Genomic DNA, 25,647 nt, shown 5'->3' on the forward strand with positions numbered 1-25,647 from the left:
AGATGTATTCTTGTTCAAAATTAATAAACTTTCATTTTTTGCTACGTCACAAATATTACATAAGCTATTTAAGCTCTTTGTACAGAATGTAGACGGCCATTAAGAGCACAAAAAAGCCAAAACTTTTTTTTAGTTTGCTTCCGCTAATAAATTTTGATAAATAGGAGCCTAAAAGAATACCGAGAATAGATATAGCCGTAAAAGTTAATAGGAACGTCCATTCTATATCTAAGGTTTGCATATCGCCTGTAAAACCAATAAGCGAATTTATAGTTACAATAATTAAAGAGGTTCCTACGGCTTTTTTCATAGGGATGTTTGCCCAAAGCACTAAAGCTGGTACGTACAAGAATCCGCCACCTGCACCTATTAAACCTGTAATTGTACCAATGATTAGACCTTGAACAAAGGTTTTGTAGTAGGGTTGTTTGGTTGAACTAATGGTATCTTCCTGTTTTCCTTTTTTTATCATAGAAACCGAAGCGATAAGCATGATTATGGCAAAAAAGACCATGATACTCATTTCTTTTGTTATGATGAAATTGCCAACATTAAAAAGCGTTTCGGGAATATTTGGTACTAAGTAGCGACGTGATAAATACACAGCAATAAACGAAGGAAACGAAAAGGCTAGCCCGGTTTTTACATCGACTAAGCCTTCTCGAAATTTTTGTAAAGTTCCAACGAGAGAAGTTGTGCCTACAACAAATAATGAATATGCTGTAGCAACTACAGGATTGTAAGCTAATAAATAGACTAATAAAGGTACGGTTAATATAGAACCTCCTCCTCCAATTAAGCCTAGTACTAGACCAACAATAAGAGCACCTATGTAGCCTATAATTTGTGTTGTTTCCATTTAGTGTGGTAATTTGTTTTTTAAGATTCCGTAAAGAAATGTACCTATTATAGCTGCAGCAATAACTATTAGCATGCTAGAAACGCCTGTACCTAAAAGAATATACATTGGGCCAGGACATGCACCAATAAGGGCCCAACCTAAACCAAAAATGATTCCACCAATAATGTAATTTGTAAAGCCATCTGCCTTTTTTGGGACATAAATATCTGCACCTTTTAAACTTTTTATATGTCCTCTTTTAGAAATTTGTAAGAATAGGATACCGCACGCAACAGCTGTGCCTATGATGCCGTACATGTGAAAGGATTGAAAACGAAACATTTCGTAAATACGATACCATGAAACGGCTTCGGATTTCACTAAAATAATACCAAAAAGGATACCGACCAATAAGAATTTTATAAATTTCATAGTTAGAATATTAATGGTAAAATTAGGTTCGTCATAATTAATCCTCCAATAAAAAAGCCTATTACCGCAATTAATGATGGTTTTTGTAAGCTGCTAAGTCCTGTTATGGCATGGCCAGATGTGCATCCGCCAGCGTATCGTGTTCCAAAACCTACGAGTATACCGCCAATGATTAATATTATTAATGTTTTTGGAGATTTTAAGGCTTCGATACTAAAAAGCTCGTTTGGTAAAAGTGATGCGCCTGCGTTTTGGAAGCCCATATTTTGAAGTTCGGTAACGGTTTTTGGATTTAAATCCATTAGATTATCGTTAGATAGATAGTGGGTGGCTATGAAACCGCCAATTATGGCGCCTAAAACTACGGTTAGGTTCCATAGTTGATCTTTCCATTTAAATTTGAAAAAATCGGAAAATTTACCTGCTCCACCAATGGCACAAAGTGTGCGTAGATTTGATGACATTCCGAAGTTTTTTCCGAAATAGAGTAGTAGTGCCATAACTAAGGCTATTAAAGGACCCGATACATACCATGGCCAAGGATTTAATAGTATTTGCATTTTTTATATTTAGAACAAAGATATGGCCTTGGTTTGGGATGTTTTGTAATAAATGTTACTTTGAATTGCGTAATGGTTTAAATGGTTTTGAGGCAGGGTGTTAAGTGGGGTTTTCTATGAAAAGGATGTAGGTAGTCCTTTTCTTTGAATTGAGGTGTTTTGTGGGCGGTTTTGCCCGCGCTAGGGATAGTAGTGGAAAGCCCACAGCAGGCCCAATGGTAATTGGGCGTGTGAGGACTTGTAGCGGATAGCCCGACCCTTTTCGGGTAGCGCCCAAAGTTTTTAAAGGACTTCTATTTTGTTACGACTTAGTTTTATTTTGTTTTCATTTTCGAGCTGTTTTAGGAGTCGAGAAATTACGACACGCGAGGTGTGAAGGTCTTCGGCGATGTCTAGGTGTTTTACTATTATTGTTTTGGTGCCACTGAGGTTGGCTTTGTTGAGAAGGTAATTGTGGAGGCGTTGGTCCATTTTTAGAAAGGCGAGGTTGTCTATGGTTTCGAGCATTTCGTTGAAGCGTGATTGGTAGCTTTCGAGGATGAAATTTCTCCAACTGTGGTTAGTATGGAACCAGGTTTGCATGTTTTCTACGGGGATGAGAACGAGGCTAGAGTCGGTTTCGGCTACAGCGCGTATTTTGCTTTTTGTAGTGCCCATGCAGCAGGTAAGCGACATGGTACAGGTTTCTCCGGTTTCTAGAAAATATATGAGAAGGTCGTTGCCATTGGCATCTTCGCGGAGTATTTTTATGTTGCCACTTAGGAGTAACGGGATGTATTGGAGGGTTTGATTGATGTCTATTATGATGTCGTCTTTTTGGAAGGTTTTAAAGAGACCGACTTTTAAGATTTCCTTTAAAATATCTTGGTCTAGGATGTCTCTGAATTTTTCTTGTAATAGTGCTTTTGCCATATTCAAAAATAAACATAAAAAACTTGAAAAAAAATTTGGTTATGTTTTAATAAAGTATGTATATTTGCACCCACGTAAAAACGGCCTCGTGGCGCAACTGAATAGCGCACTTGATTACGGCTCAAGAGGTTACTGGTTTGAATCCAGTCGAGGTCACTAGAGTAGATAAAGCTTCTAAGAAATTGGGAGCTTTTTTTATGCGATAAATTTAAATTAATCTAGCGCATTTTTTGTGACATAAACCCGCCAACCTATAATGGCTAACTGTAATTTATTTGCTTTTGATAAATCGAGTTGTTTTTTAGAAAAACTTGGTAAGAGTGTTTTATTAACCTTTGCTAAAATTTTGAATATTTGCTTTTGCATATGTTACCACATTTTTTTGTAAAAATAGTAAAACTTATTCTAGACTAAGTTTTACATGTTTTGTGGTTAAAGACTAGTAATGATTGTAATTATTAAATCGATTACTAGTTTTGCAAGAGTCATCATAATTGTTAGTTTTAAAGGGTTAGTATTATACTCGGTTTTTCGATTGAGTTTTCAATATATATTTTTAAGAAGCTATCTTCCAAGTATTTTGCTGCTAATCGGTGAAATTGGATACGAATTTGTAAGTAAAAAAAATGTTTTAGTTTTAATATTTAAGTGACTTGCTTCATATATGTTTTTAACTGTATGTAATATGTGTTAATATGGTTATAAATTGAAGCTTTTCAAGGGGTTTTTGAGGGTGTGTTTGAGAAACCAAGGGGGATTTGGTGTAAAACATAGCTGTTTTTGATGGTTTTGTCTTTTCTAAATTTTAAAACACAAAAAAAGACACTCATTGCTGAGTGTCTTTTTTTTGAATTTATGAGTTATGAGTTTATTTTTTTGTGGTAATTTCTATAACCCCATTTTTACCTTTATCTCCGTATTTGTCTGTAGCATTTTTATTTTTTAAAACATTCATTGATTCTATGTTTTCTGGATCAAGATTTTTTAAGTCGTCGTAATTTATTTCTTCGTTGTCAAGATAAACTAAAGGTTGTTTATTTTTCTCTATTTCTAATTTATGTTGTGTTTTTTTTGTTTGTACAGAATCGTTCGTTTGTTCATTATTGTTCTTGGTTATAATTTCGATAGCTCCATTTTTAGCTTTTTCTCCATATTTATCAATAGCAGATTTTCCTTTAAGTACATTGATCGATTTGATGTTTTCAGGATCTATTTTTTGGAAGTCAGCTTCTTTAATTTCTTCGCCATCGACAATGTATAACTTTGCTTTTACTATTTTTACAAAAGGACTATTTTGGGAATCTGCTGTTCTGGTTTTTATTACTACAACACCATTATTAGCATTTTTACCATATTTCTTTGTGGCTTGTTCTCCTTTGATGGTAGATATGGAGTTAATGGTTTGTTCGTCTAGTAAAGTAAGTTCTTTTTTAGTTATTGTTTTATCATCTAATATAAAAAGTGGCTCTTTATCATAACCGCTAACTAGTTTTTGTAAAACATTTGGCTTTTCATTAACATATATAGTGTCTTTAGTGGCATGAATAACATTTTTATTTCTTTCAGAGCTAACTTTCCATTGGCTTTGTTGTTTAGTGGTTATTAACATAACACCATTGTCTCCTTTGTTGCCATAAGCTTGCGTTGCAGCATTTCCTTTAAGTATGTTTATACTGTCAATATTGGAGTGGTTTAGGTGCTCAAGGTTGGTTTTACTAGATGTTTTACCGTCTATTATAATAAGCGGATTATCGTCTTCTTCTAGTTTTAAAGGAACTTCGGAATCACTTTTACCTGTAATATTAATATTCTGTTCTTTAGTTTGAGCAATAACTTCTGTATTGAAATTAAAAATGAAGGTAAAAAGTAAGGGGATAATAAGAGTGTACTTAAATAAACTGATTTTTTTCGATTTTGATTTGTGTAACATAACGATTCGTTTTTTGATTAATGATGTGTGAAAATTATTGGTTAAAGCCATTTGATGAGATGGCAAGCTTGTTTTTAGTAAAGTGATTTGATACGTTTTTTTACAATCTATTTGATGTTGAGTTTCATTATCGGCTATAAATTCTAAATTTTGTTTTAAAGCTTTGTTGTAAAACCATATAAACGGATTAAACCATAACGCAACACAACTAATTTGCGTGAGTAAAACATCGATGGAATGTTTTTGATTGGCATGAATTTTTTCATGAATTAGAATTTGTTCTAACTCGTTGTTGTTAAAGTTATTTGGGTTGAAAACAATCCAGTTAAAAAAAGAGAAAGGAGAGATGTTTTTGTGTGTTTTAATGTAAGTGTATTTACCGTGTTTCTCTTTGTTACTTTTAGAGATTACTAAACCTAAAGAGGTAAGTTGTATTAAAAACCGAATAGAAAAACAGATGACTCCTAGCAAATATATTGCGGGTAAATAATCTAATATACTAAATGGTGTTTCGATGTTTTCCGAAACCTCGGTAGGGATATTATTGAAGTTTGTTATATTTACTGGCGTGTACTCAATATAGATAGGGATCACTAAAAAAGGCAACGCAAATGCTGTGAAAATGCCGAGTATTAAAAACCATCTATTTTGTTCAAAAAAGGTATCGCGTTGCAAAAAGACTTTATAACTTATATAAAAAATGGCTAATAAAGCAGATACTTTTAATAGATATTCCATAATTAATTGTCTTTTTCAATAAGTTTAATAATCTCTTTAAGCTCGTCTACACTAATCTTTTCTTCTTTAGCAAAAAAGGATACCATGTTTTTGTAAGAGTTATTAAAATAGTTGTTAATGGCGGTATTCATAAAACCTTTTCTGTAATCTTCCTTAGAAACAATGGGGTAGTATTGGTGAGTTTTACCGTATGCATTGTAGGCCACGTATCCTTTTTCTTCTAAATTTCTAATTATAGTAGAAAGCGTATTGTAATGCGGCTTATCGTTTTTAATTTCTGCTAAAACATCTTTTACAAAAGCTTTTTCAAGGGTCCATAAAATGTGCATTATTTCTTCTTCTTTGTTGGTTAACTTTTCCATTATAGGGTAAGATTCTAGTTATCAGTAGTTTTCAAATATATAACTATTTTTATAGTTATAAAACTAAAATAGTAGTTATTTAACTATTTTTTAAGTTTTCAAGTTTTTTATATTCAATTAAAATGGGATAAGCTAATTGAAAAGAGGTGATTATTCGGGGTGAAGTACATTCCGTTTTAAAGTTTTCATAAAGTCTTTGTCTTTGATTTTAACAACGAAGCGATCTCAAATCTTCTTATTGTTTTCAAAAAAACTTTTCGCTTTTCGCTTTTCAGTTTTTAGTTTCAATTATCTTCGCAAAAAATTATAGTTATGAGTTTACTTTGGGTTATCCTTGGTTTTATTTTATTGGTTGTTGGTGGCGAATTTTTGGTTCGTGCATCTGTAGCGTTATCTTTTAAGTTTAATATCTCTAAAATGATTATCGGGATGACGGTGGTATCTTTCGCTACATCTGCTCCCGAGTTACTCGTAAGTTTACAAGCTGCTTTATCTGGTTCGCCTGCAATTGCTATAAACAATGTAGTGGGTTCTAATATAGCCAACATTGGTTTGGTTTTAGGGATTACTGCTATGGTGAGTACCATTGCTGTAGATAAATCTTTTTATAAACTCAATTGGCCAGTAATGATGGTGTTTTCTATGGTACTGTATTATTTTCTAAAAAATGATAATATGCTATCTGCCTTAGAAGGTGGTATTTTATTCTTAGGTCTTATCGTGTTTTTAGTGTATTTAATTCGAACTGCCAAAAAGGATGCCGAACCTTCTGATGAGGTTGATGATTCTCTTGCTGTGGTCTCTAATTTTAAAATAGGAATCTGGTTACTAATTGGAGCTTTATCATTGTATTTTGGTAGTGAATGGTTGGTTGAAGGTTCTAAAGCTATTGCGCTTTCCGTTGGCGTATCAGAAGCTGTAATAGGCGTATCGCTTATTGCTATAGGTACTAGTGTCCCAGAATTAGCAGCATCGGTTATTGCGGCAGCTAAACAAGAAAAAGCTATTTCTTTAGGGAATTTAATAGGATCTAATATTTTTAATATCGCATCGGTTTTAGGTTTAACAGCCATGATAAAACCAATTCCGGTAACAGAATCTTCTATTTTAAGTACAGATATTTTTTGGATGCTTGGTTTTTCGGCCATTTTAATTCCGTTAATATTTTTACCAAAACGTTTACAAATTAGCAGATTAAAAGGTTTTGCTTTAGTTGTTGGTTATGGTATTTTTATGTTTTTAGTATTTACCAAGAAATAGGCTTTTAAGTATTATGATTAAGATACAGAAAGCAACGGTTAATGATGCTGAGTTAATTGCTGAAATAGGAGGTAAATCCTTTTTAGAATCTCACGGACATAGTGCTTCCGAAAACGATATTAAAAATTTTATTGATAAAACGTATCATGAAAAAGCTATAGCTGAAGAGTTTAAAAATGGAAACGTTCAATATTATATTATTTCTTTTGAAGATAAAATAGCGGGCTTTTCAAAAATAGAGATTAACGCTTTAAGTCCTTGGGTTGATGAAGTTGCTGTTACTAAACTAGATCGGTTTTATTTATTGGAAGCGTTTCACGGAAAAAAGCTAGGCGTAGCCCTTTTTAATTTTATTATTGAAACATCTAAGCAGTATAATCAAAAAGGAATTTGGTTGGCTGTTTGGGTAGAAAATTTAAAGGCCATAAATTTTTATACAAAAAATGGTTTTAAAATTGTTGGAGATTACGATTTTAAGCTTTCAGATACACGCTCTAATCCCAACCATATTATGTTTAAGGCATATTAATTTCTTCTTTATTTTGAATTTTAGAGCGATAAGGTATTCCGAAAAACCTGAGGTTTTCTGCCTTTTACACGTCTATAATAGTTAGATTTGTAACTTCAAAATTGATACATGACACATTCTTTAGAAGCATTAAAATCTGGACAATTAATAGGTTCGAAAATACTAAAACTAGCTTGTGGTTTAGAAGAATTTCCGGAAGAGATTATATCGCTTTCCGAAACTTTAGAGGTTTTAGATTTATCTGATAATAAATTGACGTCACTACCCGAAAGTATCTCTCAGCTTAAAAATTTAAGAATTATATTTTTTGCACGAAATAATTTTACGGAGTTCCCAAAAGTACTTGCTAAATGCCCTAATTTGAATATGATTGGTTTTAAATCGAATCAAATTAAAACGGTACCGGAGAAAGCATTTCCACCATTGTTAAATTGGTTGATTTTAACGGATAATAAGATTGAAAAATTACCTAAAAGTATTGGTGATTGTACGTTACTTCAAAAATGTGCTTTAGCTGGTAATTTAATTGAAGAATTACCTATTGAAATGAAAGCTTGTGTGAATTTAGAACTCATCAGGTTTTCGGCTAACCAATTAAAGTCGATTCCGGAATGGTTTTTTGAGTTACCTAAATTATCTTGGGTGGCATTTGGAGGGAATCCTGCTGCGCACGAAATTCCGTTGAATAATGATTTTGAAGCTTTTGATTGGAATGATTTTACTGTTAAAGAATTATTAGGTGAAGGTGCTTCGGGGTTTATTTCTAAAGCAAGTTGGAATTCCAAAAAAGAGGATGTTGCTATAAAAGTTTTTAAAGGAGATGTTACTAGCGATGGATTACCAGATGATGAAATGGCTATATCTATTGCTGCAGGAGCACATGAGAATTTAATTCCGGTTTTAGGAAAAATTAAAGAGCATCCAGAAGATAAAATAGGTTTAATAATGAAGCTAATTTCTCCTGCTTATGTGAACTTAGGAAATCCTCCAGATATGGAAACCTGTACACGAGATGTGTTTGATGAAACAAGTGTTTTTAAAGCAGAGGAGTTACTGAAGATTGCAAAAAGTATAGCTTCGGTTTGTGAGCAGTTGCATAAAAAAGGTATTAACCATGGCGACTTGTATGCACATAATATATTGGTGAATAAAACGGCAGACTGTCTTTTAGGCGATTTTGGGGCAGCTTCTTTTTATGATGTTAATTCTAGTCTTGCTCATACTATTGAGCGGGTAGAAGTACGTGCTTATGCTTGTTTAGTAGAAGATGTGTTAGGTCTTGTTAATGAGGGAGAAATGAATAATGATCTTCGCGATAAATGGCAAAAATTAATTACAAATTGGACAGATACAGATGTTAAATATCGTCCTGGGTTTTCTGCAATTTTAGAGGTGCTTGATGAGTTTTAAAAGATGGTTTTAACGTATAGATATTATTTCGTTATAGATTCTTAACAGAGGCCTTATTGTACAGTTTTAAAATTCCCAAAAATCAAGGAGGTGAGTAGTAACCCTATTCCTATTCCCATAAAAGAACCTTTTACAAAATCTGTTAATTCCATAAATTGAGAAAATATTTGAGAAGTCGCAATTACAAACATTCCAATCGATAAGAGAGTTAATGTTTTCTTTTTCGTTATTTTTTTCATCTTATTTCGGTTTTTATAATTAGTATTAACTTTATAATATTTGTTACATATTTCATAACTAATAAGTGCAATAAATTACTAAGAAGAATAACAAAACAAAAATAAGTTAATTATTTTTCTAATCCAAAATGTTGGCGGAGACTTGCGTTAGGGATTGATGCGGTATCCTTTTTTGTGCTAGCTTTAATATTGTTGAAATAGAGATTGCTTATTTGTTATCCAAAATATTATTAACTGAATAAATAGTAGGAGCACAAATAAAGATATAGCGGAAAGCCCGACCCTTGGGTAACGCCCAAAATATAATTTCAATTAAAAAACATTTAGATTTTAAACATAATAAAAGCGCTAACAAATACATGTTAGCGCTCTTATTATGAACAAAATGTGATACTATGTGTATTAAACTTTAGCAGATTTAACTGTTTTCACAATTCTTGCTGCAATTTTATATGGATCTGCGTTTGAAGCAGGACGTCTATCTTCTAACCAGCCTTTCCAGCCTTTTTCTACTGCAATTAATGGAATACGTATAGATGCTCCTCTATCTGAAATTCCCCAAGAGAAATCTGTAATAGCTGCAGTTTCGTGTAAACCTGTTAAACGTTGGTCGTTAAACTCACCGTAAACAGCAATATGTTCTTTTACAACTGGGCGGAAAGCTTCGCATATTGCAGCGTAAACTTCTTTATCTCCACATGTTCTTAGAATCTCGTTAGAGAAGTTTGCGTGCATACCAGAACCATTCCAATCCATATCTTTACCTAATGGTTTTGGATGGTACTCGATGTAGTAACCATATTTTTCTGTTAAACGATCTAATAAATATCTTGAAATCCAAAGTTCGTCACCAGCTAATTTAGCGCCTTTTGCGAATAATTGGTATTCCCATTGTCCAGAAGCAACCTCTTGGTTAATTCCTTCGAAGTTTAAACCTGCATCGATACATAAATCTGCATGCTCTTCAACGAAATCTCTACCGTGAGTGTTTTTTCCACCAACAGAACAGTAATACATTCCTTGTGGAGCAGGATAACCACCTACAGGGAATCCTAAAGGTAATTGAGTTTTGTTATCCATAATGAAATATTCTTGTTCGAAACCAAACCAGAAATCATTATCATCATCATCAATAGTAGCTCTACCATTAGATACGTGTGGCGTTCCATCAGCATTCATAACTTCAGTCATAACTAAATAACCGTTGATACGATCTGGATCTGGGTAGATTGCAACAGGTACTAATAAACAGTCAGAGCTTCCACCTTCTGCTTGTCTAGTAGATGAGCCATCAAAAGACCAGTTTCCTATTTCTTCTAATGTCCCTTTGAAGTCTTCATGCTCTTCAACTTTAGTTTTACTTCTTAAGTTTTGAGTAGGGTGGTAACCATCTAACCAAAGGTATTCTAATTTAATTTTTGCCATAATGAATATTTTATAATTGAAATATTGATAATAATATCACAAATATAAATTTTTATACTTTTACTACATATTTATTAGGGGTGTTTTAACGAATGGTTGACTTATTTTTATTTATACCCTACTTTTTTGAGGATTATTTTAAAAAAAGTTGATTATTTATTGAAAATACTGAAAAAGTGTTAATAATATAATTGGTGATTTTACGGAATTCTTGATTTTGGTGCCTATTTTTGCCTTAAAATTTAATACAGCCAATTAGTATTAAAGATTTTAAGAGTTATTTTGAAGAATTATTAGAATATATTAAATTGTTTTAGAAAATGTCTACATTAAGATTTCATGCTGTAAAAGAATCATTGGCTTATAAGCCATTGCATATCGAAGAAAAGGAAAGGCGATCGGATCTATTTGGTAGAAACGTATTTAATGAAAATACCATGCGCCAATATTTAACCAAGGATGCCTTTAATGGCGTTATGAGTGCAATAAACCATGGTAAAAAAATAGATAGAAATATTGCAGATCAGGTATCTTCATCAATGAAGGATTGGGCCTTATCTAAAGGAGTTACACATTACACGCATTGGTTTCAGCCATTAACAGGTGCAACGGCAGAAAAACATGATGCTTTTTTTGAAACTATTGGTGGCGGTATGGCTATCGAGAAATTTGGTGGCGACCAATTAGTACAACAAGAGCCAGATGCGTCGAGTTTCCCGAATGGCGGTATTAGAAATACTTTTGAAGCTCGTGGTTATACTGCTTGGGATCCTACATCTCCAGCTTTTATTTATGAAACTACACTATGTATACCAACTATTTTTGTAGCATACACCGGTGAGGCTTTAGATTTTAAAACACCTTTATTACGTGCGCTTAATGCAGTAGATACTGCGGCTACGGCTGTATGTCGCTATTTTGATAAAAATGTTAAAAAAGTAACTAGTTCTCTGGGTTGGGAGCAAGAGTATTTTTTAATTGATAAAATGTTGGCCGCTAGCCGTTCAGACATTACGCTTACTGGACGGACGATGCTTGGGCATTCTGCAGCAAAAGGGCAGCAATTGGATGATCATTATTTTGGATCGATCCCAAATCGCGCTTTAAACTTTATGCGCGAACTGGAAACGGAGTGTATGCTTCTAGGGATTCCAGTAAAAACACGGCATAACGAGGTAGCTCCAAATCAGTTTGAATTAGCCCCAATTTACGAGGAAGCAAATTTGGCTGTCGATCATAATTCGCTTTTAATGGATTTAATGGGGCGTGTAGCTTCTCGTCATAATTTTAAAGTTCTGTTTCACGAAAAGCCATTTGAAGGTATGAATGGTTCTGGGAAGCACAACAACTGGTCACTTTCTACCGATACAGGAGTAAATTTACTAGGTCCAGGAAAAACACCAATGAGTAATTTACAATTCCTTACCTTTTTTATAAACACAATAAAAGCAGTTTATAAGCATGAGGCATTGTTGCGTGCCTCTGTGGCATCTGCAAGTAACGATCACCGTTTGGGAGCTAGTGAGGCGCCACCGGCTATTATGTCGGTTTTTATTGGCGAGCAACTTACTAAGGTTTTAGACGAGTTGGAAGGCGTAACCAAAGGAAAATTATCTCCGCAAGAAAAAACAGAACTAAAGCTTAACGTTATTGGTAAAATACCAGATGTTTTGCTAGATAATACGGATAGAAATAGGACATCATCTTTTGCTTTTACAGGAAATAAATTTGAGTTTAGAGCTGTAGGTTCTACCGCAAATTGTGGCAATCCTATGACGGTTTTAAACACTATTGTTGCTAAGCAATTAAAAGATTTTAAAGTTGAAGTAGATGCTTTAATCAATAAAAAAGATTTAAAAAAGGACGAAGCTGTTTTTAATGTATTGCGTGAATATATTAAAGAGACTAAGGCTATTTTATTTGAAGGTAACGGTTACGGAAAACCATGGGAAATTGAAGCTAAAAAGCGTGGGTTGAGCCATAATAAAACTACTCCGGAAGCTTTAAAAGCTAAAATTTCGAAGCAAACCATTGATTTATTCGAAGAAATGAATGTAATGACTAAGATAGAAACCGAGGCGCGTTACGAGATTGAAATGGAAGCTTACAGTAAGCATATACAAATAGAAGGTCGTGTTTTGGGAGATATTGCTAGAAACCATATTGTGCCAACAGCGATAAAGTATCAAAATGTTTTACTAAAGAATGTTCGCGGATTAAAAGAAGTTTTTGGAGAAAAATATCTAGATGTATCTAAAGAACAAATTAATTTAATTCAAGAAATTTCTAATCATATAGAAGGTATAAACTCTAATGTTACTAAAATGGTAGACGAGCGCCGAAAAGCAAATGCAATGACTGATATTGAAAAGCGTGCTTTAGCGTATGCTAAAAAAGTAAAACCACTTTTTGACGATATTAGGTACCATTGTGATAAGTTGGAAATGTTGATTGATGATGAACTTTGGCCATTAACTAAATATAGAGAATTGTTGTTTACGCGATAATTAAAGTTTTGTGTGTTTTTTCGATATTAAAAAATTAATAGGAAGTATTTGTAACGCTCGTTTTATTAGTTTTTATTTAAAAACATGGAGAATTGAAAAATAATAATGGGTTTATCCTATTAAATATTAAAACTTATAAAATCCTGCTTCAAAAAAGTGGGGTTTTTTCATTCAAAAAAGTAAATTTGCAACATAATAAGATATTATGAGTCAAGAAGTTTCAAAACGATACGCACAACGAGGAGTTTCAGCATCTAAAGAAGATGTACACAATGCTATTAAAAATATAGATAAAGGTTTGTTTCCTAAAGCTTTCTGTAAAATAGTTCCTGATTATTTAACTAATGATGATGATTATTGCTTAGTAATGCATGCAGATGGGGCTGGTACAAAATCGTCCTTAGCTTATATGTATTGGAAAGAAACTGGAGATGTATCAGTTTGGAAAGGTATTGCTCAAGATGCGTTAATTATGAATATTGACGATTTATTATGTATTGGAGCTACAGATAATATTATGTTATCGTCTACCATTGGTAGAAATAAAAGTTTAATTCCAGGTGAAGTACTTTCGGCTATTATAAATGGAACGGAAGAGCTTTTGGAAGATTTAAAATCGTTTGGAGTTACCATTCATTCTACAGGTGGTGAAACTGCCGATGTTGGCGATTTAGTGCGGACTATAATTGTAGATTCTACCGTAACAGCGCGTATGAAACGTTCTGAAGTGATTGATAATGCTAACATAAAAGCAGGTGATGTTATTGTTGGTTTAGAGAGTTTTGGACAAGCTACTTACGAGAAAGGATATAATGGCGGTATGGGAAGTAATGGTTTAACTTCTGCAAGACACGATGTGTTTAGTAAGTATTTAGCCGAAAAATACCCTGAAAGTTTTGATGCGGCAGTACCTGAAGATCTGGTGTATTCTGGTGGTGTGAAATTAACCGATGCTGTTGAAGATTCTCCAATCGATGCTGGTAAATTAGTATTATCACCAACACGAACTTACGCGCCAATTATCAAGAAAATCTTATCGGAATATAAAAGTGATACTATCCATGGTATGGTACATTGTTCTGGTGGGGCACAAACTAAAATTCTTCATTTTGTGGATCAATTTCATATTGTAAAAGATAATTTATTTCCAATTCCACCACTTTTCAAACTAATACAAGAAGAATCTAAAACGGATTGGAAAGAAATGTATCAGGTGTTTAATTGTGGTCATAGAATGGAATTATATGTATCGCCAGAAATTGCTGAAGACATTATTGCAATATCAAAATCTTTTAATGTTGATGCTAAAATAATAGGTAGAGTAGAGGCTTCAGAATCTAAAAAACTGACTATTAAAAGTGAGTTTGGAGAGTTTGTTTATTAAATTAAAGAAGGATATTAAAAACATAAAAGTGGTTTGTTTTTCTTAGTTGAATATTTTTATATACTAGTACGGAATAGAACTCTGCATAGTATTTTTTTAGAAAACTTTAACTCACCATACTATAAATGCTAAATTATCGTTAAAATGGTACGATTATTGATGTATTGTGTAATTTTAAAAAACAACCTAACCTAGCCATGAAAAATTTTTTCTTAATTATTGCTTGTTTGCTTATTCAATGTATTTACGCTCAGCCAGATTCGTTATTTTTAAAGGTTAAGAAGCAAAAATATGAAGGTCCGCAATGGGAAAAAAAGAATAAAGCAACTTTCGATTTAAGTCAAGTGTCATTTGTTAACTGGAATTCTGGTGGTAGTAATTCGATTTCAGGTTTATTAGGTTTCGAGACTAGCGCTAATTATAGTGATAAGTATTTTTCATGGAGAAACGATGCTCGTTTGCGTTATGGTATAAATAAACAACAATCTAGAGAGCTTCGTAAAACAGATGATTTAATTGAAATAAACTCAAGTATGGGGTTTAAGCCAGATGTGGATTCTAATTGGTTTTATTCTGCGCAATTAAATTTTAGAACTCAATTAACTAATGGTTATAAGTATCCAAATACAGATGATCCTATTTCTCGGCTTATGGCACCGGGCTATTTGTTCTTAGGTTGTGGTATGGAATACGGCAAGCGTATTAAACAATTATCTTTTTATTTTTCACCATTAACCTTAAAAGAAACATTTGTTTTGGATGAGGATTTGGCTAACGCAGGTGCTTTTGGTGTTACTCCAGCAGTTTACGATTCGGAAGGAGAATTGATTAAAGAGGGAGAACAGTTTCGTAGAGAGGTTGGTATCTTAATGACTAATAGTTACGAGATGGAATTAGCTAAAAATATTAACGTTAAAAACCAAGTAAGTATGTATTCCGATTATATTAATAATTTCGGAAACGTAGATATAGATTGGCAATTAGATTTCGATTTTAAAGTAAATAGTTTTGTTAGAGCAACCTTAGGCTCGCATTTACGGTATGATGACGATGTTAAAACAACTATAGAAACAGATGTTGATGGTGAAACAGAAGAAGCTGGAGCCAAAGTGCAATGGAAACAATTTTTAGGTGTTGGCTTTGCAGTAGATTTCTAAATAGTAAATACTTTGGTAGATTTGTTGAGCTGTCTCATTTTTTTGTAATTTATATTTGTAAATGGTCTTTATTCTACGATTCTTTTGGATGTAGAAACTAATTTTATCTGCATTAGTCGCTTTTATTGATTAAAATAAAAGATGATAGCTTGTAAAAGTTAATTGAAAACAAAATCTCTTATAAGAAATATATTACGTTAAATAACTGTTTAATCCTGCGTTTTACGTATGTAAGCTGCTTTTTTGCAATTAGAAATTATAAATAACCTCGTCTCATGAGAATTATTTAAAAGCTAGTAGTTTATTTCGGATAGTATATCTAAATTAGGTGTTTTTAAAATGGAATTCTCTTGATTTATAGCAAAGCAAAAAGGTATATTGAATGTTAAGTATTAAAAATAAGGTATACTTAATAGCTAGTTTCTTCTTTATATGGAGTTGTTACGTCTTATTTTCTAATTATAGCTTAAATGTTATATTGCTCGCTGAGATTGCTTTTTTTATTGTTTTTTTGAAACATAAAACTTCCACAGATTGGTCCGTTATTCTATTTTGGTCGTTTTTTATCCTATCGGAACTGCTCTTTACTTTCTCTAAAGATTATATAAATATACTATTGCCAACGCTTTTAAAACTGTTTGGATATTTAATGCTGTGTGTTTGTGGTTTTTCTAAGCAAAAAGCATTGAGTGTTAAACGTTTTGATTATTTGATTTACGGTTTACTTATTTTTCTAAACACCTATGTTGTTAGGGCTATCATAGATATAATAGAGCCTTTTATTACCGTAAAGTATTTAGTCGAGCTGTATTTTGTATTAGGTCTGGCTCTCATTTTTTTAGGTGCTTTTGCAATTCGATACCGGTTGATTGGTGATTCGAAATCTAAATATTTTGCCCTAGGAGTTTTGTTTTTAACTCTTTCCGAAATAATTAGGGTAATTGCCCATAATCTTAATCTTCTGTTTCTACATTATTTTCAATATTTTTTCTTTTCGTTCGGTTTAAGTTTTTTTGTGTTGTTTTCTATTGTAGAGAATAAAAATGACAGCGCATTTAAACTAATTAAAACTAGAGGGGTTTAAATACTTCAAATCCTCTAATTCGGTTACACCTTTAATAAGTTTAGAATTACCATTTTTAATAAAATAAATGGCATCAGCAAGTTCTAGAATATGTTTATACAAATGGTCTGTAATTATAATAGCTTTGTGTTGTTTTTCTTCGGAAATAACTTTTTTTATTCCTTCTATATTAATCGGCGACAAGTGAGTAAAAGGTTCGTCTAGTAAAATCAATTTTGTATTACTTTTAAGTATAATGTAGGTTTCAATTAAGCGGCGTTCTCCACCCGATAGTTTACCTAATTTTGTTTTTCGATAATGTCCAAAAGTTTCAAAATGAACAGTGAAATCTTTCCAAGAAACCTTAAACAACCAAAATACTGTTTTAACTTTTAAATATTTAGGAATAACATAGTGTTGCGGTAAATAGCCAACTAATCTAGTTTGATATAAAGGTTTCAAAATAGGTTTGTTATCTACGCGAATTAATTTGTATTTAGATTCTAAATTACCAAATAAAATCTTTAATAAGCAGGTCTTTCCGCAGCCATTACTTCCTAAAATACCAGTGATTTTTCCTGTTTCAGCTTTAAGATAAATGCCGTTAAGAATACGTTTGTCTTTAAATGAAAGTTCAATATTATCAATTTCAAAAATCATATAAATTCTTTCAAAATTAAAAGAAAAGGAAGGCTTAGAATAAAATCGATAATAAAAATATAAGAAAATAGTTTAAAAGTAGAAAGACCTAGATTCTTGTAAAATATTAACTTCCGTTTGGCATTAGTTTCATTCATTAAATACCATAAAAAAGCCAGCATAATCAATTTTATAAAAAAAATAGGAAATAAACTATAGTCTATAAGTACTAGAAAAAAATTAATACCAAAAGACCATAAAATATATGGTCGATAAAATATAAATAAAGCAGATAATTGTTGCATATTATTAGCTATAACGAAAAATAATGTAAATTATTTCTAAAGTTGTGCTAGTTCGGCACAATGTAATCATAGAAAATTCATAAATTATCGTATTTTTGATTCCCAATTAAATAAGGCAGATGTTAGAGAAGTTACAAATAGTAAAACAACGTTTTGATGAGGTTAGTGATTTAATTATCCAACCGGATATTATTACAGATCAAAAACGTTACGTAGAGCTTAATAAAGAATACAAAGATTTGCGAATCCTTATGGATAAACGTGAGGAATATTTAGAGTTTACAAATAATTTAGCTGAAGCTGAAGAGATAATTGCAGATGGTAGCGATGCAGAAATGGTAGATATGGCCAAGATGCAATATGATGAAGCTAAAGAAGGTATCCCGAAGTTAGAAGAAGAAATAAAGGTGCTTTTAATACCGAAAGATCCTGAAGATTCTAAAAATGCAGTAATAGAATTACGTGCAGGAACTGGTGGAGATGAAGCGAGTATTTTTGCAGGCGATTTATTTAGAATGTACAGCAAATACTGCGAAGGTAGAGGCTGGCGTGTAGATACGGTAGATTTTAGTGAAGGTACAAATGGTGGTTTTAAGGAAATCCAGTTTGAAGTTACAGGTGAAGATGTTTACGGAACTTTAAAATTTGAAGCAGGAGTTCATCGTGTACAACGTGTGCCACAAACAGAAACTCAAGGTCGTGTACATACTAGTGCAGCAACTGTAATGGTATTCCCGGAAGCTGAAGAATTTGATGTAGAGATTAACCCAAAAGAGGTTCGTGTAGATTTTTTCTGTTCTTCAGGACCTGGTGGGCAATCGGTAAACACAACCTATTCTGCGGTGCGTTTAACTCACATCCCTACAGGTTTAGTGGCACAATGTCAAGATCAAAAATCGCAACATAAAAATAAAGAAAAAGCCTTTAAAGTATTACGTTCACGTTTATACGAAATGGAATTGGCTAAAAAGAACGAAGCCGATGCTGCTAAACGTGGTAGTATGGTGTCTTCGGGAGATAGAAGTGCTAAAATTAGAACTTACAATTATTCGCAAGGCCGTGTAACCGATCATAGAATAGGGTTAACACTTTACGATTTATCAAACATTGTAAATGGGGATATTCAGAAAATTTTAGATGAATTAATGTTAGCTGAAAACACAGAGAAGTTAAAAGCTAATACTGATATAATTTAACATGAAAATCAGGATATTCTAAGTTGTTTATTTCTTAGAGTATCCTGAGTTTTTTTATTTAATATTAAATCGTGATTTCTTCTTTAATTGGAAGTAATTACACAAAAGTTTCCTTCTATAGGAAAATTAAGGCAGAATGACAACAAAGCAACTTATTGAGCAAATAAAAATTAAAAAATCCTTTTTATGTATAGGGTTGGATGTGGATTTAAATAAAATACCACAACATCTGTTAAAAGAAGAAGATCCAATTTTTGCTTTCAATAAAGCTATTATCGATGCCACTCATCATTTATGCGTAGCCTACAAGCCTAACACAGCTTTTTATGAAGCTTATGGTATTAAAGGCTGGAAATCATTGGAGAAAACTATAAAGTATTTAAACAAAAATTACTCAGAGATTTTTACAATTGCCGATGCTAAACGTGGTGATATAGGTAATACAAGTACCATGTATGCTAAAGCTTTTTTCGAAGATTTAGCATTCGATTCTGTTACCGTTGCTCCATATATGGGGAAAGATTCTATAGAACCTTTTTTAGCATTTAAAGATAAACATACTATTATGTTGGCGTTAACATCTAATCAAGGTGCTTTCGATTTTCAAACAAAAACAGTTGATGGACAAGAGCTTTACAAACAAGTATTAGAGACTTCTAAAACTTGGAAAAACTCAGAGAATTTAATGTACGTTGTTGGTGCTACAAAGGCCGAGTATTTTGCCGATATTAGAAAAATTGTTCCAAATAGCTTTTTATTAGTTCCAGGTGTTGGAGCTCAAGGCGGAAATTTGCAAGACGTTTGTAAATTTGGCATGACGGATAATGTTGGTTTGTTAATTAATTCTTCAAGAGGAATTATTTATGCTTCTTCCAACGATGGTTTCGCAGCAGCGGCAGCAACAAAAGCAGCCGAACTTCAACAGGAAATGGAAATTATTTTAAGTTAAATTGTTTTTTTATTGTCCTTGAAATTACTTTCCATTCAAACTTATTTTAAATTATAAAATGTGTTAGCTACTTGTTTTATTGATGTTTTAGTTTAAAAAACACCTATTGTAACCATAGCTTATATTCAATTAACACTAGTTTATATCTTCTTTTATAAATAAACACGAAATTGCATGTATAATTAAATATAGGTAATGCGGTTTTTTCAAATTTTCTTGATTTTTGTAATAACAATATCTTTCACATTAAAAAGTTATGCTATTCACGAAATTTACGTTTCTACAGAAGGTAGCGATCAAAATTCAGGAATTAAATCAGCTCCATTTGCGACTTTTGGACGTGCAGTAAAAGCATTAGAAAAATTTTCAGGAAAAGAAGCTGTTACTGTTTGGTTTACTGAGGGAACGTATTATCTTAACGAAACTATTCTGCTAAACTCTAAGTTATCAGGAACGGCTGAAAATCCAATTGTATTTTCAAGTTTACCAGGAAATGAAGTATTTATCAAAGGTTCAAAATTACTGAAATCACTTCCGTGGAAAACATACAAAAGCGGTGTTTATGTCACTGAAGTGCCAGAACACCTCAATTTCGATCAATTATTCGTAAACGGAAACCGAAAAATTAGAGCCCGTTACCCCAATTATGATTACGAAAATCCTTTAAGAGGAGGAAAGGGGTATTTGCAAGTTTCAGATGGATCCAATCGCCGTTATGATACTTGGTTTGGTTTAAAAGATAAAGATATACCTACTCGTGATTGGGAAAATCCATCAACAGGAATTGTGCACGCTTTCCAAAGTCATAATTGGGGAAACATGCAATACCGCATTAAAAGTATCGATAAAACAGAGAAGAAAGTGTTTTTAGGAGAAGGAGGTTGGCAATTGCAACGTGCGTATGGTATTGGTGGAAAAGGGAATAAAGGTTCTTGGTTTTTTATCGATAATATTTTTGAAGAACTTGATGTTGCGGGCGAATGGTTTTTAGATTTAGAAAAGCATCTATTGTATTATTTTCCAGAAGAAGGTGTTGATCTTAATACTGTAACTTTTGAAGTTCCTATTTTAAAAGATTTAATTCAACTAAAAGGCAGCGCTGATAAACCGGTAAAGCACATTTCAATTTCTGGTTTTAATTTCACACAATCTAAAACAACTTTTATGGATACCTATGAGCCTGTAGCACGTGGCGATTGGGCTATTCATCGTGGAGGTGCTATTTTTATGGAAGGCGCCGAAAACTGTTCTATTACAGATAATAACTTTGAATATTTAGGAGGAAATGGTGTTTTTATGAGTGCTTATAACCGGAATAATACGGTAAGCAGTTGTCGTTTTGTGCATGTTGGAGAGAGTGCTGTTGCATTTGTAGGTTCGCCAGATGCGGTACGTTTTTATCAAACTTGGGACGATCGAGAAATTGATGGCGAAAATTGGGATGATATGCGTAAAAATATGGATTTAGAGCCTGGACCAAAATCGCCTAATTACCCTAAAAATTGTACCATAGAGAATAGTGTTATGCATGATTTTGGAGACTATGGCAAGCAAGTTGCTGGTATTTATATTTCAATGAGTCATAAAATAAAGGCATCGCATAATACCATTTACAATTGTCCTCGTGCAGGAATTTGTATAAACGATGGTACTTGGGGTGGCCATATTATAGAATTCAATGATATTTGGGAAACTGTTAGAGAAACAGGTGAGCATGGTCCTTTTAATTCGTGGGGACGTGAACGTCAATGGCGAGGATCTCGAGGTACAGACGAGCAGTTTTTAAAAGAACTGACCAAGCTAGATGCTATTGATAATGTAATTATAAGAAATAATAGAATTGCTAATTACCGTAAATCTATAAGTGCCGGAAACTGGACTATCGATTTAGACGATGGCTCAAGTTATTTTGAAATTTACAACAACCTAAATTTAGGGTCAACCATAAAACTTCGAGACGGGATGGAGCGTAAGGTATTTAATAATATTACTGTAAGTGCGGTGCCTTTAGGTTGGCATGTATGGCCCAAAAATTCTGAAGATGAAATTTATAAAAACATCTTTGTGATTTCTGGAGCTTTACCTGGAAAGAACGAACCAACTAAAAAGTTTATTCGTGATGTAGGTTTGCCTACAGAGACTAAATGGAGTGAACACTACGATAATAATATGTATTGGAATATTAATCATCCAAACGATTTCGATATTATTGACGGTGTGGGTTTAAAATCTTGGCAAGAAAAAGGTTATGATATTAATGCAGTTTCAGGAAATCCATTGTTTGTAAATCCTTCGGAAGGAAATTATCAGGTACAAGAAAATTCGGAGGCATTAAAATTAGGGTTTAAAAACTTTCCTATGGACCAATTTGGTCATCAAATGACGCGAATAATACCGTTTGGTGGTGAGTTTTCAGAAACACAAATTGTTCAATTGGTAGTTGATAATAGAGTCGAAAAAAATGCTAAAATATACTATACTTTGGATGGTACAGAGCCGACCATTAATTCTATAGAGTATTCTAAGCCTATTCAACTTAAAAAATCTAGAATTATAAAAGCGCAAACTTTTGATTCTAATGGAGTTGCTGTTGGTTTTGTAAATGAAACTACTTTTGCTAAGGTTGAAAAAGTGATTTACCCAAGTTGGTTAAGTACATTACTTGCTGGTAAATATGAAGGTGAAGTTGAAAATTTGAAAAAAGCACTAATTTTAGAAGTTAAAGGAGCGGTTATGATAAATATTGCAGATGATCCTGATTTGATTGATGCAACAGGTGGTTATAATTTTGGATGTTATATTCAATCACTTAATCCTGAAAAATCTCAAATGTGGACTAAAGCTAAATTAGATCGCGATTGGGTAATACAGCAAGTTAATGGAAATAAAGTACAAAATATTAGCGACTTAAATAATTACCTAAAAAAATTTAAAGGAAAAAAAGTAACTGTTATTGCTGTTAGGGATTATAAAGAAAAAAAGTTTAAAGTTGAATTTTAGTATGAATTCATTCAAAATAAATACCAAACTAGAAAAATAAAACTAAACTATTGTCTTATCATGATAAATAAATTATCCATATTTCTGGTGTTTGCTCTTTTTAATAGTATGCTAATAGCGCAAACTCTTGATAAAATTCCTATGCCAACAAACCTTGAGCAAGGTTATCCTCGTTTGTATATTACCCAAGAAGGTAAAAAGGATTTAGAAAAAACAATTAAGAAGGAATCTTGGGCAAAAGATGTTTTACAAGGTATCCATAATCGTATTGATACTTACGTTGTGCGCCATGTTGAAGATCCTGAATGGATGGTGTCTCGTTTACAAATGCATTGGAAAACAAAAGCGACTAATATTTATGTTAATGGCATAAACTATTCGCATGCAGATGGTGAAGCGCCTGTTCCAACGGTTCGTTTTGTTGGTTCTCGAGATTACACAACACCTTACGGAACTCCCAAATTGGAGGATATTGTACCTTATATGGATGATCCTCGTGGTCTGTATTATCCCAATAGGAGTAAAGAAGGAAATCCTTTTGAATGGGTAGATCCATCTAAAACAGGTCGAGTAATTTACAATATTAATGAGAAAATAATTGAATTAGCACGAGATGCTTCATTTACATATTGGCTTGAAAATGATGAGCGTTTTGCTAAATTTTCTTATGATATATTTCATACTTATATGGAAGGCATGTCTTACCGTAGTGAACCTATAGATTTAATGAATGGGCATATTCAAACACTTGTTGGTTTTGCGAATTTTCAAGTAATACATGAACATGTTCTTATTGATATTGCTGAGCTTTATGATTTTTTACATCCATATATTGAAGCAAACCATGCAGAAGATATTGTTATGTATGATAAAACCATAAAAAGATGGACAGACCAAATTATAAAAAATGGCGTGCCACAAAATAACTGGAACCTCCACCAGGCTAAAATAATTTTAAAAGCAGCGATGGTGTTGCAGAATAATAAAAATTATGAAGATGGAAAAGGACGAGAATATTATATCGATTATATTTTAAACGAGACTTCTGCTCGCCAATGGTCATTAACTAAATTTATGGACTTTGGATACGATGAAAATAATGGAGTTTGGGCAGAATGTCCCGGATATTCTCAAGGTGTAACTAAAGATTTAACAGCTTTTATTAAGGATTTTGATAATACGTTCGATCATAATATTTTACCCTATATGCCAGTTATGGAAAAGGCAGTGAAAATGTTACCGCAGTATTTATTTCCTAATGGAGAAACGGTGGCTTTTGGAGATTCTAATTATGCGGGGATTGGTTCAGAGGCTATTACAAACATGGTACGTGTTGCTCAAAAAAATAAAGATGAAGTGCTTGAAAAAGAATTCACGGGTATGTATCGCTTATTTACAGAAGGCACAAAGGATTCTGACGGTAAAAGAAGAAAACCAAAAGCTGATATTTCTTCTTTTTTTGCTAGTAAACCTTTGGAGTTTAACCCAAAATATGAAAAAGGAGATATAAACGATTATATGACTCAAACCTTTTACGCGCCTAATGTAAGCTGGCATGTACAACGTATGGGAGCTGGTAAAAATGGTATGATGGCATCATTAAATGCATCTTTAGGAAACCACATGCATGCCAACGGAATTAACATGGAATTGTACGGAAAAGGTTTTGTTCAAGGTGCCGATCCAGGGAAGGGCGCAGGATATCTTCAACCCATATATTTAGAGTTTTATTCTCAGTTTCCTGCACACAATACGGTTATGGTCGATGGGGTTTCATCATATACCGAAATGTTTAGTAATCATGCATTTGACTTAATGGGTGAGTATCCTAAATCAGAAAAAAAATCTGGTTATTATTCTGATATTACTTATTCCGATGTTTATTTTTTAGAACCTGAAACTAGAAGTGACCAAAATAGAATTGTTAGTACCGTAAAAACAGGAGAAGCTACAGGCTATTATATTGATATTTTCCGTTCGAAAAAGCAAAGAAAAGGGGATAAGTTTCATGATTATTTTTATCATAACTTAGGGCAAACCATGGAAGTGTTGGATGCTTCTGGGCAACCATTAAACCTTGCACCAACCGAAGAAATGGCTTTTGCCGGTGGGTATTTATACGCTTTTGATTATCAATGGGATAAGAAGTCTATCAAAACTAATAAAGATTATCAAGCACAATGGAAAATTGATAGACCAGAAGGTGAAGAAGATGTGTTTATGAATCTTTGGATGATGGGATCGGAAAACAGAGAAATTTTTTCTTTAAAGTCACCACCAAACAAAGCTTTTAAAGGAAACCACGGTATGCCTTATGAAGTTGATAAGAAGCCTTATTTAACTTTTGCAGCGCGTCAATATGGAGAAGCCTGGGAGCATCCATTTGTATCGGTTTACGAACCTTTTACTTCAACTGAAGGGAAAAGTATTTCGTCTATAAAAGGTTTTAAAGATGAAAACGACGGCACAGAGTTTGTTGGTTTACATGTTATGAATAAGTCGGGACGAGAAGATTTTGTTTTTTCATCTAAAAACCAGAAAATGGCAACATACAAAGGGGTCTCAACTAATGCTGATTATGCTTTAGTGGGAAATGAAAAAAATGGAGATATCGTTTTGTTTATGGGTAACGGTAATCATTTAGAAACGAATGAATTTAAAATCAATACAAGTACATTAGGTAATGTAGTTTTAGAGAAAAAAGCAGGACAATTTATGTTGCATAATGAAGTGCCTGTAATCATTACTTACAATAAAAAAGTATATGAATTTGAAGCAAGTGATTCTCGAATAGTAAATTTAAAATAGT

20 protein-coding genes and 1 tRNA gene are annotated in these 25,647 nt (G+C 32.8%); 11 read left to right on the forward strand and 10 right to left on the reverse strand.

Going from position 1 to position 25,647, the window contains the following annotated elements; genetic code table 11:
- Positions 1–64: 64 nt before the first annotated feature.
- The 4 genes from M4I23_RS14140 to M4I23_RS14155 form a co-directional block, all read right to left on the reverse strand.
- On the reverse strand, positions 65–859 hold the full coding sequence (locus M4I23_RS14140) for a sulfite exporter TauE/SafE family protein (protein WP_249754846.1): 795 nt from the start codon (positions 857–859) through the stop codon (positions 65–67).
- Positions 860–1,273, reverse strand: a complete 414-nt coding sequence (locus M4I23_RS14145) for a DUF6691 family protein (protein ID WP_158848470.1) — start codon at positions 1,271–1,273, stop codon at positions 860–862.
- 2 nt (positions 1,274–1,275) lie between these two features.
- Positions 1,276–1,833: a YeeE/YedE family protein gene (locus M4I23_RS14150; protein WP_249754847.1), complete on the reverse strand. Its 558-nt coding sequence runs from the start codon at positions 1,831–1,833 to the stop codon at positions 1,276–1,278.
- Positions 1,834–2,115: 282 nt separating this feature from the next.
- Positions 2,116–2,745, reverse strand: coding sequence for a Crp/Fnr family transcriptional regulator (locus M4I23_RS14155; protein WP_158848474.1), 630 nt, complete (start codon positions 2,743–2,745; stop codon positions 2,116–2,118).
- An 82-nt stretch (positions 2,746–2,827) separates the two neighbouring features.
- Between M4I23_RS14155 and M4I23_RS14160 the strand changes: the two genes are divergently transcribed.
- Positions 2,828–2,901: transfer RNA gene (locus M4I23_RS14160), tRNA-Arg, on the forward strand.
- A gap of 57 nt (positions 2,902–2,958) precedes the next feature.
- On the opposite strand, the gene M4I23_RS14165 is transcribed toward M4I23_RS14160, so the two are convergent.
- From M4I23_RS14165 to M4I23_RS14175, 3 genes are all read right to left on the reverse strand, one after another.
- Positions 2,959–3,111: an SsrA-binding protein gene (locus tag M4I23_RS14165; protein WP_158848516.1), complete on the reverse strand. Its 153-nt coding sequence runs from the start codon at positions 3,109–3,111 to the stop codon at positions 2,959–2,961.
- Between the two features lie 502 nt (positions 3,112–3,613).
- On the reverse strand, positions 3,614–5,413 hold the full coding sequence (locus M4I23_RS14170) for a M56 family metallopeptidase (RefSeq protein WP_249754848.1): 1,800 nt from the start codon (positions 5,411–5,413) through the stop codon (positions 3,614–3,616).
- Between the two features lie 2 nt (positions 5,414–5,415).
- Positions 5,416–5,775 (reverse strand): BlaI/MecI/CopY family transcriptional regulator, encoded by a 360-nt coding sequence (locus M4I23_RS14175; RefSeq protein WP_158848518.1) that lies wholly within the window; start codon positions 5,773–5,775, stop codon positions 5,416–5,418.
- Positions 5,776–6,087: 312 nt separating this feature from the next.
- On the opposite strand from M4I23_RS14175, the gene M4I23_RS14180 reads away from it, so the two are divergent.
- From M4I23_RS14180 to M4I23_RS14190, 3 genes are all read left to right on the forward strand, one after another.
- Positions 6,088–7,035: a calcium/sodium antiporter gene (locus M4I23_RS14180; RefSeq protein WP_158848520.1), complete on the forward strand. Its 948-nt coding sequence runs from the start codon at positions 6,088–6,090 to the stop codon at positions 7,033–7,035.
- Positions 7,036–7,048: 13 nt separating this feature from the next.
- The gene (locus M4I23_RS14185) at positions 7,049–7,564 is read left to right on the forward strand and encodes a GNAT family N-acetyltransferase (protein WP_249754849.1); all 516 of its coding nucleotides are present in this window, start codon (positions 7,049–7,051) and stop codon (positions 7,562–7,564) included.
- 108 nt (positions 7,565–7,672) lie between these two features.
- Positions 7,673–8,974, forward strand: coding sequence for a leucine-rich repeat-containing protein kinase family protein (locus M4I23_RS14190; RefSeq protein ID WP_249754850.1), 1,302 nt, complete (start codon positions 7,673–7,675; stop codon positions 8,972–8,974).
- A 53-nt stretch (positions 8,975–9,027) separates the two neighbouring features.
- On the opposite strand, the gene M4I23_RS14195 is transcribed toward M4I23_RS14190, so the two are convergent.
- Positions 9,028–9,213 (reverse strand): hypothetical protein, encoded by a 186-nt coding sequence (locus tag M4I23_RS14195; protein ID WP_158848524.1) that lies wholly within the window; start codon positions 9,211–9,213, stop codon positions 9,028–9,030.
- A gap of 402 nt (positions 9,214–9,615) precedes the next feature.
- The gene (locus M4I23_RS14200) at positions 9,616–10,638 is read right to left on the reverse strand and encodes a glutamine synthetase beta-grasp domain-containing protein (RefSeq protein WP_249754851.1); all 1,023 of its coding nucleotides are present in this window, start codon (positions 10,636–10,638) and stop codon (positions 9,616–9,618) included.
- A gap of 320 nt (positions 10,639–10,958) precedes the next feature.
- On the opposite strand from M4I23_RS14200, the gene M4I23_RS14205 reads away from it, so the two are divergent.
- The 3 genes from M4I23_RS14205 to M4I23_RS14215 all read left to right on the forward strand — a co-directional run bounded on the left by M4I23_RS14205 (position 10,959) and on the right by M4I23_RS14215 (position 15,686).
- Positions 10,959–13,145, forward strand: coding sequence for a glutamine synthetase III (locus M4I23_RS14205; protein WP_249754852.1), 2,187 nt, complete (start codon positions 10,959–10,961; stop codon positions 13,143–13,145).
- Between the two features lie 205 nt (positions 13,146–13,350).
- Positions 13,351–14,529: an AIR synthase related protein gene (locus tag M4I23_RS14210; protein ID WP_249754853.1), complete on the forward strand. Its 1,179-nt coding sequence runs from the start codon at positions 13,351–13,353 to the stop codon at positions 14,527–14,529.
- A 197-nt stretch (positions 14,530–14,726) separates the two neighbouring features.
- On the forward strand, positions 14,727–15,686 hold the full coding sequence (locus M4I23_RS14215; RefSeq protein ID WP_249754854.1) for a DUF3078 domain-containing protein: 960 nt from the start codon (positions 14,727–14,729) through the stop codon (positions 15,684–15,686).
- Positions 15,687–16,746: 1,060 nt separating this feature from the next.
- Here M4I23_RS14215 and M4I23_RS14220 read toward each other — a convergent pair.
- On the reverse strand, positions 16,747–17,409 hold the full coding sequence (locus M4I23_RS14220) for an ABC transporter ATP-binding protein (protein ID WP_249754855.1): 663 nt from the start codon (positions 17,407–17,409) through the stop codon (positions 16,747–16,749).
- Positions 17,410–17,812: 403 nt separating this feature from the next.
- Here M4I23_RS14220 and prfA point away from each other — a divergent pair, with 403 nt between their 5' ends.
- The 4 genes from prfA to M4I23_RS14240 all read left to right on the forward strand — a co-directional run bounded on the left by prfA (position 17,813) and on the right by M4I23_RS14240 (position 25,646).
- The gene (gene prfA / locus M4I23_RS14225; protein ID WP_158848534.1) at positions 17,813–18,889 is read left to right on the forward strand and encodes a peptide chain release factor 1; all 1,077 of its coding nucleotides are present in this window, start codon (positions 17,813–17,815) and stop codon (positions 18,887–18,889) included.
- A gap of 136 nt (positions 18,890–19,025) precedes the next feature.
- A complete protein-coding gene (gene pyrF, locus M4I23_RS14230) occupies positions 19,026–19,838 on the forward strand; it encodes an orotidine-5'-phosphate decarboxylase (protein ID WP_249754856.1) in 813 nt (270 codons plus the stop codon).
- Between the two features lie 195 nt (positions 19,839–20,033).
- Positions 20,034–22,838, forward strand: a complete 2,805-nt coding sequence (locus M4I23_RS14235) for a chitobiase/beta-hexosaminidase C-terminal domain-containing protein (RefSeq protein WP_249754857.1) — start codon at positions 20,034–20,036, stop codon at positions 22,836–22,838.
- Between the two features lie 60 nt (positions 22,839–22,898).
- A complete protein-coding gene (locus M4I23_RS14240) occupies positions 22,899–25,646 on the forward strand; it encodes a hypothetical protein (protein ID WP_249754858.1) in 2,748 nt (915 codons plus the stop codon).
- The last annotated feature ends 1 nt before the right edge of the window (position 25,647 follow it).

It is taken from the genome of Algibacter sp. L4_22 (assembly GCF_023473045.1).
Classification (GTDB): domain Bacteria; phylum Bacteroidota; class Bacteroidia; order Flavobacteriales; family Flavobacteriaceae; genus Algibacter.

Coding starts and splice junctions, on each gene's coding strand:
- M4I23_RS14140 (WP_249754846.1), bottom strand. CDS start 859: ATGGAAACAACACAAATTATAGGCTACATAGGTGCTCTTATTGTTGGT.
- M4I23_RS14145 (WP_158848470.1), bottom strand. CDS start 1,273: ATGAAATTTATAAAATTCTTATTGGTCGGTATCCTTTTTGGTATTATT.
- M4I23_RS14150 (WP_249754847.1), bottom strand. CDS start 1,833: ATGCAAATACTATTAAATCCTTGGCCATGGTATGTATCGGGTCCTTTA.
- M4I23_RS14155 (WP_158848474.1), bottom strand. CDS start 2,745: ATGGCAAAAGCACTATTACAAGAAAAATTCAGAGACATCCTAGACCAA.
- M4I23_RS14165 (WP_158848516.1), bottom strand. CDS start 3,111: ATGCAAAAGCAAATATTCAAAATTTTAGCAAAGGTTAATAAAACACTC.
- M4I23_RS14170 (WP_249754848.1), bottom strand. CDS start 5,413: ATGGAATATCTATTAAAAGTATCTGCTTTATTAGCCATTTTTTATATA.
- M4I23_RS14175 (WP_158848518.1), bottom strand. CDS start 5,775: ATGGAAAAGTTAACCAACAAAGAAGAAGAAATAATGCACATTTTATGG.
- M4I23_RS14180 (WP_158848520.1), top strand. CDS start 6,088: ATGAGTTTACTTTGGGTTATCCTTGGTTTTATTTTATTGGTTGTTGGT.
- M4I23_RS14185 (WP_249754849.1), top strand. CDS start 7,049: ATGATTAAGATACAGAAAGCAACGGTTAATGATGCTGAGTTAATTGCT.
- M4I23_RS14190 (WP_249754850.1), top strand. CDS start 7,673: ATGACACATTCTTTAGAAGCATTAAAATCTGGACAATTAATAGGTTCG.
- M4I23_RS14195 (WP_158848524.1), bottom strand. CDS start 9,213: ATGAAAAAAATAACGAAAAAGAAAACATTAACTCTCTTATCGATTGGA.
- M4I23_RS14200 (WP_249754851.1), bottom strand. CDS start 10,638: ATGGCAAAAATTAAATTAGAATACCTTTGGTTAGATGGTTACCACCCT.
- M4I23_RS14205 (WP_249754852.1), top strand. CDS start 10,959: ATGTCTACATTAAGATTTCATGCTGTAAAAGAATCATTGGCTTATAAG.
- M4I23_RS14210 (WP_249754853.1), top strand. CDS start 13,351: ATGAGTCAAGAAGTTTCAAAACGATACGCACAACGAGGAGTTTCAGCA.
- M4I23_RS14215 (WP_249754854.1), top strand. CDS start 14,727: ATGAAAAATTTTTTCTTAATTATTGCTTGTTTGCTTATTCAATGTATT.
- M4I23_RS14220 (WP_249754855.1), bottom strand. CDS start 17,409: ATGATTTTTGAAATTGATAATATTGAACTTTCATTTAAAGACAAACGT.
- prfA (WP_158848534.1), top strand. CDS start 17,813: ATGTTAGAGAAGTTACAAATAGTAAAACAACGTTTTGATGAGGTTAGT.
- pyrF (WP_249754856.1), top strand. CDS start 19,026: ATGACAACAAAGCAACTTATTGAGCAAATAAAAATTAAAAAATCCTTT.
- M4I23_RS14235 (WP_249754857.1), top strand. CDS start 20,034: ATGCGGTTTTTTCAAATTTTCTTGATTTTTGTAATAACAATATCTTTC.
- M4I23_RS14240 (WP_249754858.1), top strand. CDS start 22,899: ATGATAAATAAATTATCCATATTTCTGGTGTTTGCTCTTTTTAATAGT.